Source organism: Candidatus Poriferisodalis sp. (assembly GCF_965208925.1).
In the GTDB taxonomy this organism is placed as follows: Bacteria; Actinomycetota; Acidimicrobiia; order Acidimicrobiales; family Poriferisodalaceae; genus Poriferisodalis.
Genome location: NZ_OZ242364.1, coordinates 2,010,021 through 2,022,933, shown reverse-complemented (window position 1 = coordinate 2,022,933; position 12,913 = coordinate 2,010,021). Strand labels below are relative to the sequence as shown.

Below are 12,913 nucleotides of genomic sequence, written 5' to 3'. Positions count from 1 at the left end.
GGTAGTCACCACGCCAGGCATCTTCGACAGTGCAGAATTCGAACCAGAAGCACGGTAGGCCGAACTCATGTTCAAGCCTCGAAGTGCACTCCGCCGCGAACTCATAGGTACCTGGATGCTCTGCCGAGGTGTTTGCGAAGAGCACGACGTCACGCCGATCAGGCCGCAGCAAGCCTTCCTCAGCTGCCATGAACGCCAAGGCGGCGGACGAGCGTCCGCCCGAGAAACTCACAACGTGTGGGAGTAGTGCGTGCGAAGGATCGCGGTACCGAAGCGCGCCAAGCAACGTTTTCCCTGGAATCGGTACGTGTACTGCGGTGAGTGCCACCGAGGTCATTTGTCGCTCCTCGTCCATGCTGCCCGGCGAGGCCGGAACAGCGTTCGCCGCTACGCCAATGACGATGACAGCGGGGTGTCACAAGGATGGCACCTTGTCTCTTCGGCTGCGCCGATTGCGGGCTCGCGAATTGCCGTCGGCACCCGCAGCGGGGATTGTCGATCAGTTCGGGATAGCGCACTCCGCGCACCCTTGACTCGCGATCGTCGCCACTCGCCAAGAGATGTCAGCGAGCTAGCGCTACTCGTAGCCCGACCAATCATGCGGAGGTTCGTGGCGTCCCTGTCGTCCTGCGTCGATCACATCCCGAAGCTGCGCAGGGCTCCCACGAACCCTGTCCAGCGACGGAAAGGCGGGCAAATGGCGACCTGCGCTCGGGTCCATGATCTCTCACAGGAACGACAGTCCTCGAGACACAACCTTCCTCCCGCATCTGCAAGGTCGCACTTTGGCATGTGATAAGCCCAGCTTGTGACGGCAGCGCACAAGCACGGGGCGGAAGCCTGGGTTCAGCGCGTTCGTGAGACGACCCGCTTCCAGGCCACGTCCGGCACGAGAGCGCCCTACAAACCGCTGCTTCTGCTGTGGCTTGTAGGCCGCCTAGCGAACGGTCACGGAACCGCGGCGACGTTCCTAGAGGCGGAAGACGAGGTCGGGCGACTCTTGAGCTCGCACCGCGTGGCGGTCACGCCACCATCGGCAGCGAATCCGTTCGTCTACCTGGCAAGTGACGCCGAACTCTGGTCAGTTTGCACGGCCGAGGGCGACGACATCAGAGCGATGCCGCAACGCGTTAGGGAGAACTCAAAGCATCTACGCGAGCATGCGATCGGCAGATTGGCTCCGCGCTTTGCAGCTGCGCTCGCTGATCATGAGCTCCGAGATCGTCTGGTAGGTGAGCTCTTGCGCAGCGAGTTTCCTGAGACTCTCCATGAGAGCATCTTGGCCGAGGTTGGCCTCGCTCAGCATGTCCGGCTCGCCTCTGCTCCCCGGGACCCACAGTTCCAGAGAGTCGTCCCCATGGCGTACGAGTTTCGCTGCTCTTTCTGCGACTTCAGCGCAATCATGCTCGGCGAGCACGTAGGCCTGGATGCAGCACACGTGCGGATGCACAGCAAGGCTGGGCCCAGCACCATCGACAACGGCATCCTGTTGTGTGCCCTGCATCATCGGCTCTTCGACCGAGGCGCCCTCAGTCTCGACGAGGATCGCCGCATCCTCGTGAGTCAGCAGCTCTCGATTACGGATGGCAGGTCGAATCGCAGCCTGCTGGACCTTGCGGGCCGCCGTATGCGCTTGCCACAAAGTGCGTATGTTCCGCCGGCGATCGAACACATCGAGTGGCATCACGAGAATCTGTTCAAGAAGCCGGCGCGAGCGCTGGCCTAGACCGAACATGCCACGCCGAGAAGGTGTGGGCCCTATCAGGGGCGGGGCGGGACTACGGCGACAGGAGTCCCGCAGCCATGCGTCGGAACTCATTGCGCGCCGTGGGCCACGACTCGACCGCGCCACCTGAGCAGTCGCGCGCAAGCTCAGCGAGCGGCCATTCGACGAACCGTCCCTGCCGGGCGAAGTAGAACCCCGCAGCATCTAGGCCATACACGTCGGAGTAGTCGAGCAAGGCGTAGCCGAGAATCTGCCACAGGCCGTCGCGGGTGACCTTGGGGTCAACTGTCGTTTTCACGTCAATCAGGGATGTGCCCACGATCATGTCGGCGTCAGCACCGCCTAAGTCCCGGCTGCCTTCGAATGTCGGGCCGATACGACACGGCTGGTGAAGCCGATCGCCTGCGGCTTCGAGGAACATCCGGGAGAGCACCCTGAGGTCTTCAACCCACGCAATCGGGACTACTTCGAGCAGGTCGTCCACCGATGGGCGATCACATTGCATCAACGGGGAGTTGTCGAGGACCTTCGGCCCGACCCTGAATGACTGATCAAACCACGCGAGATTCACAGCGAACCGGCACAGAGTGTCCTCATCGGCGTCAACGAGTCGTGCACCGGGCTCGATGCGCGACCCGAACTGCTCAAGCGCCTCGAAGAACCCGGACAGCGACCCGAACTCCCAGCCCTGCATTTCCCACAGCAAGTACGCGCCCTGAACGGTGACCCGACGCTCATCGGCTTCCTCCGCTGCCGCGCCCGGAAAGTACAGACGGATACGACGGTCAATCGCAGTGCCGATGGTGCTGTAGGCCGTGTGCCCGGGGTCTTTGGTCTCGAACTGTCGCACCGCGTTGTTGCTCGGGCCAGTGACCCTGCGTGTCGCTCCGAACGTGCTCTCCATGAACTGCCGGACGGGACTGTCCTTGCACTTCAAGTGAGCCGTGAGCGAATTCGGCTGCATCCGGCCCTCGTTGGTACCGGTCAGTAGCTGCATCGTTGTCTCCCTTCAGCGGCCATCCGCTGCAGACTGCGTCAACGGACGACATGCTCACAGAACGGTGTGACACGAGAAGAGATGACGAGAGACCGACGCCAATCAGAGTGCGATTGCCTCGGCGTCCACTGCCTCGCGCTTCTCGTCAGTCAAGCCCCCATCAGTGGAAACGTGCACCGGTGCGTCGAGCAGTTGCTCCAGTTCCATCTGCAAGTCCGCGACATCGAAGAGGCTCGTCCCGGGAACTGCGGTGATCAGAACGTCGATGTCGCTGTCGTTGCGTGCTTCCCCACGAGCGACTGACCCGAAAACGCGCACGTTGCTGGCGCCCTTGGCGTGTGCGATCTCAACGATCCGGCGACGCCTACGCAGCACTCGGTTCATTAAGTCCGCACTCTCGGCGCTTGCGCTTGGCTCCAGGAAGTGCTTCAGACTGGTCTGCAGTACCGCGGTCACCGACGGCGCGACAGGCTGCGCCTCAATGAATCTGTCCAAAGCAGCCTCGAGATCATCGGGGATCGTCACCGTCACGCGCCGCACGGCGCCAACATAGCGACGCCATTGGCGGAGCATCAGTTGATGCAAGTGATGAACGCCGGCCTGACGCCCTGTTGTTGGCTTCGCTTGTGGGAGGCAGGCGACAGCTCGCTGTTGTTATCGGCGGGGTCGTCTGGCTGGTGGCTAGCCCGTCATGCCGTCAGTTGCCTCGGACTGCCGGAGACGTGCGACGATCATCTCGATACCTCACAAGACACCGATACCTCACCCTGGTACTGAGGAATAACTAGCTGCTGAGCATTGATGATCGCCGCGCCTCAAGACATCAGGGCACTGGGGCAGATCATCCCGGGCCGCCCGTTCAGCTCAGCTGGGGTGCGAGCGCACTAGTGACCGCATCCCAAGACCGCACCACTCCGAGGGACATAGCCTTCGTGGGCTGTAGCGCACCGCGAGCTCGGATCTCTCGTCTGTACGATCGCTGGATGAGCCGTTCTGGCGGGTGACCGCCAGGAGTGAGATGTGCCCTCCATTTCGTTGGAGGGCACTTCTGCATTTCAGAGGTGCTCCGACTGCCACCGCCGGCGAGAAAATCCCGGTCGACCGCGTACGAGGGACTCCTAATGTGCCGTCGATGGCCACTCGGCTGCTGTTCCTGGACGATTCGGGCAAGCCTGCTGCCAACGACGGCACCATGGCGATCGTCATCGGTGGCTTCTCGATTGCATCCGAGGACGTCCCCATTCTCAGTCGGAGAATTGTCGGCGCCAAGGCTCGCTTCTATCCGAGTCGCGGTAGCCCGACGGCCTGGGAGGTCAAGTCTGCAGACGCCATCTCGCGGAATGCGTGGAGGCGCCGGAAGAACCGCGACTTCGTCGACGAGCTGACACGCATTCTCGAGCGACTGGCATGTACTTCGTACACCGCGGGTATTCGCAAGGCGAACATGCTGCACCCAATGACGCTCAAGACAACCGTCCCGTTGCAGCTTCAGGCACTCGTCGAGCACTTCGCCGTGGAATGCAAGACTCAGCAGGCGACCGGCATCGTGGTTTCGGACTGGTCCAACCATCAGCTCGACGAGCACGCCAGCAGGTGCGTTGCGAGCTACGCCGCGTCGTATCGGCTCGACATTCATCCCGGCGTCTACTACGCCAGCTCCCACACGACCCAAGCAATCCAAGCCGCTGACCTCATCGCAGGCATCCAGCGCAAGGTGCTCGAGGGCGATCAGCGGTTGGCAGCAGTCGGGCGCCGATTCGCGTCGCTGAGCTCCATTCCCAATCAGGGCTCCTATCGCACCCACGCGTGGCGCAGGTACACCAATCAGATCCTCCTGATTTGAGAGGTGCAATCTGCTTGTGTCTCCCGGTGCCTGCGCCTACAGTGGGATCTGTCGAATGGTCCGGTTAGTAGGCGTCAGCCGAATGCAACCGACATACCGCGGCAACGGGACCCCGGATCGCACGGGGTCCCTTTTCTTTTCTCTGCGATCGCGAATAGCAAGAGCGCGCAGCGACGCGCGCCTAGGTTCGGGGCTGGACGGTGCGCGACAGCCTGGGAGGGCGGGTGAGCGAGGCAACTGACGCTGAAGAACGCGAAGTGATGGACTGGCAGCGCTACGGCGTGGCCGTACGGGAGCTGGCGCAGATGATCGCCGACGACGGCTACCGGCCCCAGATGATCCTGGCCATCGCCCGGGGCGGGCTGTTCTGTGCGGGCTCGCTGGGCTACGCCCTGTCGGTCAAGAACATCTACGTCATGAACTGCGAGTACTACACCGGCGTCGACGAGCGCCTCGAAGTGCCCATCATGCTGCCGCCCACGCCCGACCTGGTCGACCACCGCGACTCGGACATCCTCATCGCCGACGACGTGGCCGACACCGGCCACACGCTCAAGCTGGTGTACGACTTCTGCCTGCCGCGGGTGCGCAGCGTCCGCACTGCCGTGCTGTACGAGAAGCCGTGGTCGACGGTCAACTGCGACTGGGTGTGGCGCCGCACAGACCTGTGGATCAACTTCCCCTGGTCAACCGAACCGCCCATCGTCACCGACGAGCAGGCCCGCGCCTGACGCCGCCTTCAAGCTTCCAGACACACCCGTGGCCGCGGGACGGTGGCGGACCCGCCGGCACGTGACAGATCGCGAATTCATAGCGCTGATGAGCGCCGCCCCAGCAATCGCCGTCGACTCGGTGCTGCGAGCGTCCGAGCAGCTCGGCGCATGGGGCTACCAGATGCGGCGAGCCGCGGCCCAACGGCCGAGTTCGTGGCGGTTTGACAGCTGGAGCTTGCGCAGCACGGCCGAGGCGTGAGTCTCCACCGTCTTGGTGGAGATCGAAAGCTGCCGGGCGATCTCCTTGTACGTGTAGCCCCGAGCCAAGTGACGCATCACTTCGCGCTCACGCTTCGTCAATCGATCGAAGTCTTCGTCGGTTTCCGAGCCAGCATGCACTGCCGCCCCATCTACGAACGCGTCGAGCACGAACCCGGCGAGGCGCGGCGAGAACACGGCATCGCCGTCGCGCACCCGGAAGATGGCATCCACAAGGTCGTCGCCGCCGATCGACTTGGTGACATAGCCACGCGCCCCGGCGCGCACCACCCCGATCACGTCTTCGGGAGCATCCGAAACCGACAGAGCCAAGAACTGGGTCTCGATTCCGGCCGCGGCCACTGCGGTGATCACCTCGCTGCCCGATCCTGACGGAAGGTGCACATCGAGCAGCACCACGTCTGGGCGCCACCGCTCGATCTCGGCCACTGCCGAGCCCACGTCGTCGGCTTCGGCCACGACGGTCGTCCGATCTCCGATTTCAGCCCGCACGCCGCTGCGGAACAGTCTGTGATCATCGACGATCACCACCCGTGGACTCGGCGCTGCCACAGGCGTCAACGTATCCGCAGCCTCGCGAGCGCAGCACACAGCTCCCGCAACGACCGCATCGGCGCCCTCACTGCCGGTTCAGCCGCAATCGCACTTCCGCACCGTGGCCGGGCGAGCTGAGAATCTCGCTGTCTCCCCCGACTCGCTCGAGACGGCCATGTATCGAATCGCGAATGCCATGACGGCCATCGTCCACCCGCTCCGGATCAAAGCCCACCCCGCGGTCTCGGACGAATACCTCGACTGCAGTCGCCGTCGCCTCGACATACACCGACACCGTCGGGCATCGCGACCACCGGGCGGCGTTGGTCATCGCCTCGCCAGCCGCGGCGACCAGAGATTCCGTTGTCGAGTCCAGCACGGCGTCGCCGACGGCCACCACATCGATGGCAACACTGTGGCGGTCCTCTATTCGCCCAGCCAGATGTTCCACGGCCGCCACCACCGTGGATGGGTCCGAATCACCCGACTCACCCGACTCACCCGTCTCGCCGAAGAGCCAGTTGCGTAGCTCGCGTTCTTGACGACGGGCGAGGGCCGACACGCGAGCAAGATCGTCGGTGCGCTGTACGAGAGCGAGCGTCTGCAGCACCGAATCGTGCAGGTGGGCGGCCATGTCGGCACGCGCATCGGCCCGAATGCGTCGCTGGCGCTCATCGCGACGGTCGCGAATCAGCACCGCAACCCAAGGCCCGAAAATCATCGCCAACCCACCCAGCACCAGACCTGTCGAGAGCAACTCGTCGCGAACTGCCGACAGCGAGAGATTCGAAGCGACAATGACGCCGATTCCCATGGCCAGCAGGATCGTTCCGGCCGTGATCCGCGCCGCCCCTGCTCGGTTGAGGCCCGCCACCGGCGAGGACCGCCAGACCACCGCCGCGAATCCGAGCGCGAGACACAGCGCGGGCCAAGTCACGGCGTCGGGCAGGGTTGCGCCCAGATGCCGGGCCAACAATAGGGTCCCGATGACGATCAAGGCCAATCCCGCCGCCCGCCTGGTCACGGTGCGAGGCGGAGGCGCGGGCGCAGCGAACTGAGCCCGAAGCGCCGAGGGCTGTGGCAGCAGCACCCAGCCCAGCAGATAGAGGGGCACGCCGATCCAGGCCAAGGCAAGCGCCGCGAAGGCGATCCTCACGATGGTGGCGTCGATGCCAAGCCGATTGCCGATGCCGCTGCACACGCCTGCGATCAGCCGGTCAGAGCGGGACCTGACTGGCCAGCGGGCACGATGCCGCGCCATGAGCCGCCACGCCATGAGCCGATCATGGCACGACTGCGCCGTTCCGACAGCCAGGACTCACCCTGATATCAGCCGATTCATGAGGGACCGCTCAGGGACATCCCCTATTGGACGCTGCGAGTCCGAACGCCACTCTGGGACCCATGACCGACCGGAAGCCGACCGACGACGATTCAGACGACGAATTGACCGGCGAACCGGCTGGCGCACGCGAACCGGTGTCCGAGGAAGATCGAGGCGCCGACAGCGGCGAGACGACTGAACGCCGCCCTCTTCGCCGCAGTTCCGCAGATCGTGTGATCGCCGGTGTGGCCGGAGGGGTGGGCAACTACTTCGGTACCGATCCCGTGATCGTTCGAGTCGTCTTCATCGGGCTCACGTTCTTGGGCGGTTCCGGCGCGTTCCTCTACCTTCTCGGCTGGCTCGCGTTGCCCGGCGACAACTCGCCAAGCATCATCGCCAAGGCACTGGGTAGCAGTTCCGACCATCGCTTCCGCAACCTCGCGGCGGTAGCGCTGATCGGTGTCGGCCTGCTCACGACGGCCACCCTCAGCGACGATTTCTTCCGCCTCTTCGGCAAGCTGTGGACTGCTGCGCCCTATCTCGCCGTGATGCTCATCGCCGTCGGCTTGGCCTTGGTGCTGTGGCCGGGCCCTGCCCGCCGACCGCGATCAGGTCGTGCCCGGCCGCCGACGCCGCTTCCTGCGGCGCCTCACGCCCCAGACGCCGAGCGTGTGCAGACTGCATTCTCAGAGGCGCCGCAATCCGCGACTGCAGCGCCGTCTCACGCCTCGCCAGCCAAGCGGCGGCGCAGACGCTCTGCAGCAGGAGCGCTCACCATCGGCGTCCTGTTCATCTACGCGGGCGCGGCGGCGATCCTTGGTCGGCTCAGCGTGATCGAACTCGAGATTGGCGACTTCTTTGCCGTCGCACTGGGCATCATCGGCATCGGATTGGTCATCGCTGCACTTGTCGGGCCTGCGCGTGGCCTGATCCTGCTCGGACTGGCGACCTTGGCCCCGGTTGTGGTGTTCTCGGGCACCGACGCCGTGTGGGCATCTGACGTCGGCGAAGTACGAGTCACAGCCAGCGAACCCGACGAGCTGACGAGCGACTACCGCCATGGCATCGGCCGGCTCATCGTCGACTTGCGTGATTTCGACGCTGACGGCTCGATCAGTTCGCTGGCCATCAGCGTCGGAATAGGTGAGGCGTTGATCTACTTGCCCGACAACCTCAAGACCATCACCGATGTCGACGTGGGAGCCGGGGACATCCGTATTTCGGCGAGATCAGCCGCTGTGGCCACTCGGCCCCGCGGGCTCGCACAAGAAGACGGAATCGGCCTCACCCGCCGCATCGAGACGTCTGCCGACGGCGAGCTGGCCGGCGTGCTCCGACTCGACGTCGATATCGGCATCGGCCGCGCAGAACTCGTGACGAGCACAGCTCCCAACGCGGAGGACAATCGATGAAGGCCGATGACCCAGCAGATGCAGCGACGCCCGATGACGCTCCTCAGACTCGGCTTGCGAGGATTCGGCTGAGGCAATTCGATGTCGTCTCGTTCACGGCAGGCCTGCTGTTCATCGCCATCGGGCTCCTCGCAGTGGCCGACCTCATTTGGGCCGACATCGACCCGATGCTGATCCTCGGCGGTTCTGCGGCTGTCGTCGGCGTGGCCGTGATTGTCCGCGTGGCCATTCGCCAGAGACATCGGCGACATGAACGGCAGGCGCAGACGACTACGCCTCGCAAAGAACAGGGTTAGAGCGCTGACAGCGAGGACGTGAGCAGCCCCAGCATCAACACTGACTCGTCGGGCTAGGTCTCGTCCCCGCAGTCGGAGCACTCGCCGTACAGATCGAGGCTGTGACGCAGGGGCGTGAAACCCGCCTCGCCCGCAGCGCCGACAAGCGCTCGGTCGACCTCGTCCTCGAGCTTGCCGTCGAGGCGCATGTCCTCGATGGTCCCGCACGACACGCAGATCAGATGATGGTGATGGCCGAGCAGCGACTCGGCCAGCTCGAAGTGGGCCCGATCGCCGCCGGCGCTGATGCGGTAGACGATGCCCCCCTCCCGGAGAGCGTCGAGATTCCGGTACGCCGAGCTCTGGGGCAGCTCGGGAACCAGCAGCACGATGTCGCGCAGCGTCAACGGGCGCTGTGCCGAGGCGAGCACGTCGACGAGAGCACGCCGCCCGCCGGTGTAGCGCTGACCGGAAACGGCCAGGCGCCGCCCAACTTCTTCGTGGAGTTGATCGAGATCCTTCGGAGGCTCCATCTGGCTTTCCCGGTCAGGCTGGCAAACAGATCAGCGGGGCGACGGCAGGCCGCCCCGGGCGGTCAGAGACGTCGAGCGTGCTGGTGCTCTGCTTCGTGGTCATGGTCGTGGTGGTGGCCGTGGTGGCTGCCTGGCGGCGCAAGCTGGCCGTGACGGGCGTGCGAGACGACGCCGACATACGGGCTGTGACCGGGATCGCCTGCCTCGTGGGCGTGGGCACTCTCCATGATGAACTCGTGCTCGGTGCCGTCGTGAGCCACCACTGCGCCGCCGAATGCGGCCGTCAGGTGCGCATCGGTCAGCACCTCGTCGGGAGGCCCGTCGGCAAGCACCATCCCCTTCAGCAACAGCACACGATCACAGCGTCGTGCCTCCTGCAGGTGGTGCGTTGACATCACCACGAGGTGGCCGGCCGCACGCTCAGCCTCGATCACCTCGAGAATGGTCGTCTGGCTTGGCAGGTCCAGACCGGTGATCGGCTCGTCCAAGAGCAAGCAGTCATAGTCGGACGCGAGCACCATCGCCACCATCACTCGCTGACGCTGACCCCCGGAAAGCTCGCCAAACGATTTGTGACGCAGGTGCGCAACGTCGAGCCGCTCAGCAGCAACGCGAACCGCTTCCTTGTCGCTGCGACGAAACCGCCTCAAGAGTCCGCTGCTGCGGTATCGCCCAATGGTCAAGACCTCTTGCACGGTCATCGGCATGAAGGGGTGCGGTTGGTGATGCTGGCACACAAACCCCACCCTGACGTCGCCGGCCGATTCCAATCGGCCCGACGTCGGGCGTTGCAACCCGCTGAGCACCCGCAGCAAGGTGGTCTTGCCGCTCCCGTTCGGACCCATGAGTGCGACCGACGACGGGCCGTCGAGCTTCAGATCGCCTGTCTCGAGCACATGGCAGGGCCCGAACGAGACACGGATGTCGTGGAGATGAAACAGGGCCTGCCTCGCTTCGAACTCGAAGGTGCTTGGGTTACCAAGCCTCGATAGGGTAGCTGAAACTGATTCTCATTCTCACAATCTGAGGTGAGGCGAGAGCGCCAGCGGGGCTCTTCCGCACTTGCATCGGAGCATACGGGAGGCACACATGACGGTCGAAGCGGTCGCGAATCGACAAAGGCCTCGGCGGATCCGCCGAAGCGGATTGGTGGTAACGGTTGCCGCGGTGCTGTTCGCAGCAGCTTGCACCGGCACCGACAGCGACACCGAGGCGGTTGACGCGACGGACGCATCGTCGACGGTGCCATCGGTGGTCGCTACCACGGGCATCTGGGCCGACGTGGTCAGCAACGTGGGCTGCGACGACAGCGTCTCGGTGACCACCCTCATCCCGCAGGGCGGCGACCCGCACACATACGAGCCGTCGTTGCGAGACCGCGAGACGATGGACGCGGCCGATCTGGTGGTGGCGAACGGCCTGGGTCTCGAGGAGCGACTTGAGGACACCCTGGAAGCTGTCGCGGCCGAGGGCGTGCATGTGTTCGAGGTGGCTGAGCACATCGACACCATCGAATTCGAGTTCAGCGGTGGGCACGACGACCATGGCCACGGCGAAGAGGACGGGCACGACGACCACGACGAGGAAGACGGGCACGACGACGACCACGACGAGGAAGACGGGCACGACGACCACGACGAGGAAGACGGGCACGACGACGACCACGACGAGGAAGACGGGCACGACGACGACCACGAAGGCCACGACCACGACGAAGAGGACGGGCACGACGACCACGGACACGAGGGCCACGACCACAGTGGTGGCGACCCTCACGTTTGGTTCGATTTGCAGCGCGTCGCCGGTGTCCTCGGCGAACTGGCCGACGAACTGATCCATGCGGGCGCCGACGCCGACACGGTCAACGGCTGCCTGGATGCCTACCGTGAGGCGCTGGCCGAAGCCGATGCCGAGGTCGCCGAGATTCTCGATGCGGTGCCAGCGGACCGCCGCATCATGATCACCAACCACGATGCGTTCGGGTACTTCGCCGACCGCTACGACTTCGAGGTCGTGGGCACGGTCATTCCGTCACTCTCCACTGCAGCGGAGACCAACCCTGCGCTGCTGGAGGAACTCGCCGAGATCATCGAGCACGAGGGCGTGCCTGCAGTGTTCTCAGAGACGACACACTCCGACGTCGACATCCAAGCCCTGGCAACCGCCGCAGGGGACATTGCCGTTGTGCAGTTGCTCACGGGCAGCCTCGCGCCGGCAGGCGATGACGGCGACACGCTGATCGGCATGCTGAGGTTCAACGCGCAGGCAATTGCCGACGCATTGGGCTGAGAGCCGTAGCGTTGCAACGACACCACCCCTAACCAGGGGCGAGCCGACCACCAGCCCATCAGGGGGATGACATGACGTTCCTCACCGATCCGGTGGGCTGGTGGATCGAGCCGTTCACCTCCAACCCCTTCATGACCAAGGCGCTGGTCGCGGGCCTGCTTGCTGTGCTGACCACCTCGATGGTGGGCACCTGGGTGGTGCTGCGGAGCTTGAACTTCCTCGGCGACGCCTTGGCGCACGGCGTGCTTCCCGGCATTGCGATTGCCTTCATCGTGGGCTTCGACACGGGCCTCGGCGCGCTGGCCGCAGCCATCGTGATGGTGAGTGCCATCTCGTTCATCCCGCGCATTTCGCCGCTGTCGGAGGACACGTCCATCGGCGTGCTGTTCGTGGGACTGCTGGCGCTCGCGGTGGTGATCATGTCGTCAGGGGCTGCCGCCGGCAGCGGCGACATCGACCGTTTTCTCTTCGGCTCGATCACCGGAGTACAGAACTCCGATCTGGTGCGCCAAGCGGTGGTCGCTCTCGTGGCCGTCGGCGGCGCAATCGTCTTCTACCGGGCGTTCTTCGTGATGACCTTCTGCGAGGTGCAGGCAGAGATGGCCCGGCTTCGGCCGCGCCTCACCCACGGCGTGCTCATGGGTTTGCTGGCCATCACCATCGTGGGTTCGTTTCAGGTGGTGGGAAGCCTGCTCGTCATGGCTTTCTTGATCGCTCCCCCGGCGACTGCCGCGATGTTCGTGCGGCGTGTGCCGCTCATCATGGTCGCGGCGGTGCTGATCGGAGCTGTGTCGGTCTATGTCGGATTGCTGCTGAGCTACCACCACCGGCTTGCCGGCGGAGGATCGATGGCCTTGACGGCGGTGGCCATCCTGTTCGCGACCATGCTGATCAGGGCCCTCGTGCATGCGCTGCGGCCAGGGCCGCCAGACGACGCGCTGCCGGTGCAGATGCTCGCCGACAGCCGCTGAGCTGCTGTTCCGAACAG

At 64.6% G+C, this 12,913-nt stretch carries 13 protein-coding genes; 7 read left to right on the top strand and 6 right to left on the bottom strand.

The window, feature by feature from the left end:
- The first annotated feature begins 808 nt into the window (after positions 1-808).
- Positions 809-1,726, top strand: coding sequence for a phosphorothioated DNA-binding restriction endonuclease (locus ACOGI5_RS08940; RefSeq protein ID WP_419864075.1), 918 nt, complete (start codon positions 809-811; stop codon positions 1,724-1,726).
- 52 nt (positions 1,727-1,778) lie between these two features.
- Here ACOGI5_RS08940 and ACOGI5_RS08935 read toward each other — a convergent pair whose 3' ends face one another.
- Positions 1,779-2,723 carry a hypothetical protein gene (locus ACOGI5_RS08935; RefSeq protein ID WP_419864074.1) on the bottom strand — a complete coding sequence of 315 codons (945 nt, stop codon included), beginning with the start codon at positions 2,721-2,723 and terminating at the stop codon, positions 1,779-1,781.
- Between the two features lie 102 nt (positions 2,724-2,825).
- Complete coding sequence (locus tag ACOGI5_RS08930) at positions 2,826-3,263, bottom strand: nucleotidyltransferase domain-containing protein (RefSeq protein WP_419864073.1); 438 nt, start codon at positions 3,261-3,263, stop codon at positions 2,826-2,828.
- 592 nt (positions 3,264-3,855) lie between these two features.
- On the opposite strand from ACOGI5_RS08930, the gene ACOGI5_RS08925 reads away from it, so the two are divergent.
- Positions 3,856-4,566, top strand: coding sequence for a DUF3800 domain-containing protein (locus ACOGI5_RS08925; protein ID WP_419864072.1), 711 nt, complete (start codon positions 3,856-3,858; stop codon positions 4,564-4,566).
- Positions 4,567-4,826: 260 nt separating this feature from the next.
- Positions 4,827-5,297 carry a phosphoribosyltransferase gene (locus ACOGI5_RS08920; protein ID WP_419865462.1) on the top strand — a complete coding sequence of 157 codons (471 nt, stop codon included), beginning with the start codon at positions 4,827-4,829 and terminating at the stop codon, positions 5,295-5,297.
- A 156-nt stretch (positions 5,298-5,453) separates the two neighbouring features.
- Here the strand turns inward: ACOGI5_RS08920 and ACOGI5_RS08915 are convergent, their stop codons facing one another.
- Entirely contained in the window at positions 5,454-6,119 is a 666-nt protein-coding gene (locus tag ACOGI5_RS08915; protein ID WP_419864071.1) for a response regulator, read from the bottom strand.
- 58 nt (positions 6,120-6,177) lie between these two features.
- Entirely contained in the window at positions 6,178-7,368 is a 1,191-nt protein-coding gene (locus tag ACOGI5_RS08910; protein WP_419864070.1) for a PspC domain-containing protein, read from the bottom strand.
- A gap of 128 nt (positions 7,369-7,496) precedes the next feature.
- On the opposite strand from ACOGI5_RS08910, the gene ACOGI5_RS08905 reads away from it, so the two are divergent.
- A complete protein-coding gene (locus tag ACOGI5_RS08905; RefSeq protein ID WP_419864069.1) occupies positions 7,497-8,828 on the top strand; it encodes a PspC domain-containing protein in 1,332 nt (443 codons plus the stop codon).
- Positions 8,825-9,124, top strand: coding sequence for a hypothetical protein (locus ACOGI5_RS08900; protein ID WP_419864068.1), 300 nt, complete (start codon positions 8,825-8,827; stop codon positions 9,122-9,124). The genes ACOGI5_RS08905 and ACOGI5_RS08900 overlap by 4 nt, the downstream gene beginning before the upstream one ends.
- Positions 9,125-9,177: 53 nt before the next feature.
- Here the strand turns inward: ACOGI5_RS08900 and ACOGI5_RS08895 are convergent, their stop codons facing one another.
- Together ACOGI5_RS08895 and ACOGI5_RS08890 are read right to left on the bottom strand one after the other, a co-directional pair.
- Entirely contained in the window at positions 9,178-9,636 is a 459-nt protein-coding gene (locus tag ACOGI5_RS08895; protein WP_419864067.1) for a Fur family transcriptional regulator, read from the bottom strand.
- Positions 9,637-9,698: 62 nt separating this feature from the next.
- Entirely contained in the window at positions 9,699-10,532 is an 834-nt protein-coding gene (locus ACOGI5_RS08890) for a metal ABC transporter ATP-binding protein (protein WP_419864066.1), read from the bottom strand.
- Positions 10,533-10,725: 193 nt separating this feature from the next.
- Between ACOGI5_RS08890 and ACOGI5_RS08885 the strand changes: the two genes are divergently transcribed.
- Both ACOGI5_RS08885 and ACOGI5_RS08880 read left to right on the top strand, forming a co-directional pair.
- Entirely contained in the window at positions 10,726-11,925 is a 1,200-nt protein-coding gene (locus ACOGI5_RS08885; protein ID WP_419864065.1) for a metal ABC transporter substrate-binding protein, read from the top strand.
- 71 nt (positions 11,926-11,996) lie between these two features.
- On the top strand, positions 11,997-12,896 hold the full coding sequence (locus tag ACOGI5_RS08880; RefSeq protein ID WP_419864064.1) for a metal ABC transporter permease: 900 nt from the start codon (positions 11,997-11,999) through the stop codon (positions 12,894-12,896).
- Positions 12,897-12,913: the final 17 nt, after the last annotated feature.

Coding starts and splice junctions, on each gene's coding strand:
- ACOGI5_RS08935 (WP_419864074.1), bottom strand. CDS start 2,723: ATGCAGCTACTGACCGGTACCAACGAGGGCCGGATGCAGCCGAATTCG.
- ACOGI5_RS08925 (WP_419864072.1), top strand. CDS start 3,856: ATGGCCACTCGGCTGCTGTTCCTGGACGATTCGGGCAAGCCTGCTGCC.
- ACOGI5_RS08920 (WP_419865462.1), top strand. CDS start 4,827: ATGGACTGGCAGCGCTACGGCGTGGCCGTACGGGAGCTGGCGCAGATG.
- ACOGI5_RS08910 (WP_419864070.1), bottom strand. CDS start 7,368: ATGGCGTGGCGGCTCATGGCGCGGCATCGTGCCCGCTGGCCAGTCAGG.
- ACOGI5_RS08905 (WP_419864069.1), top strand. CDS start 7,497: ATGACCGACCGGAAGCCGACCGACGACGATTCAGACGACGAATTGACC.
- ACOGI5_RS08900 (WP_419864068.1), top strand. CDS start 8,825: ATGAAGGCCGATGACCCAGCAGATGCAGCGACGCCCGATGACGCTCCT.
- ACOGI5_RS08895 (WP_419864067.1), bottom strand. CDS start 9,636: ATGGAGCCTCCGAAGGATCTCGATCAACTCCACGAAGAAGTTGGGCGG.
- ACOGI5_RS08885 (WP_419864065.1), top strand. CDS start 10,726: ATGACGGTCGAAGCGGTCGCGAATCGACAAAGGCCTCGGCGGATCCGC.
- ACOGI5_RS08880 (WP_419864064.1), top strand. CDS start 11,997: ATGACGTTCCTCACCGATCCGGTGGGCTGGTGGATCGAGCCGTTCACC.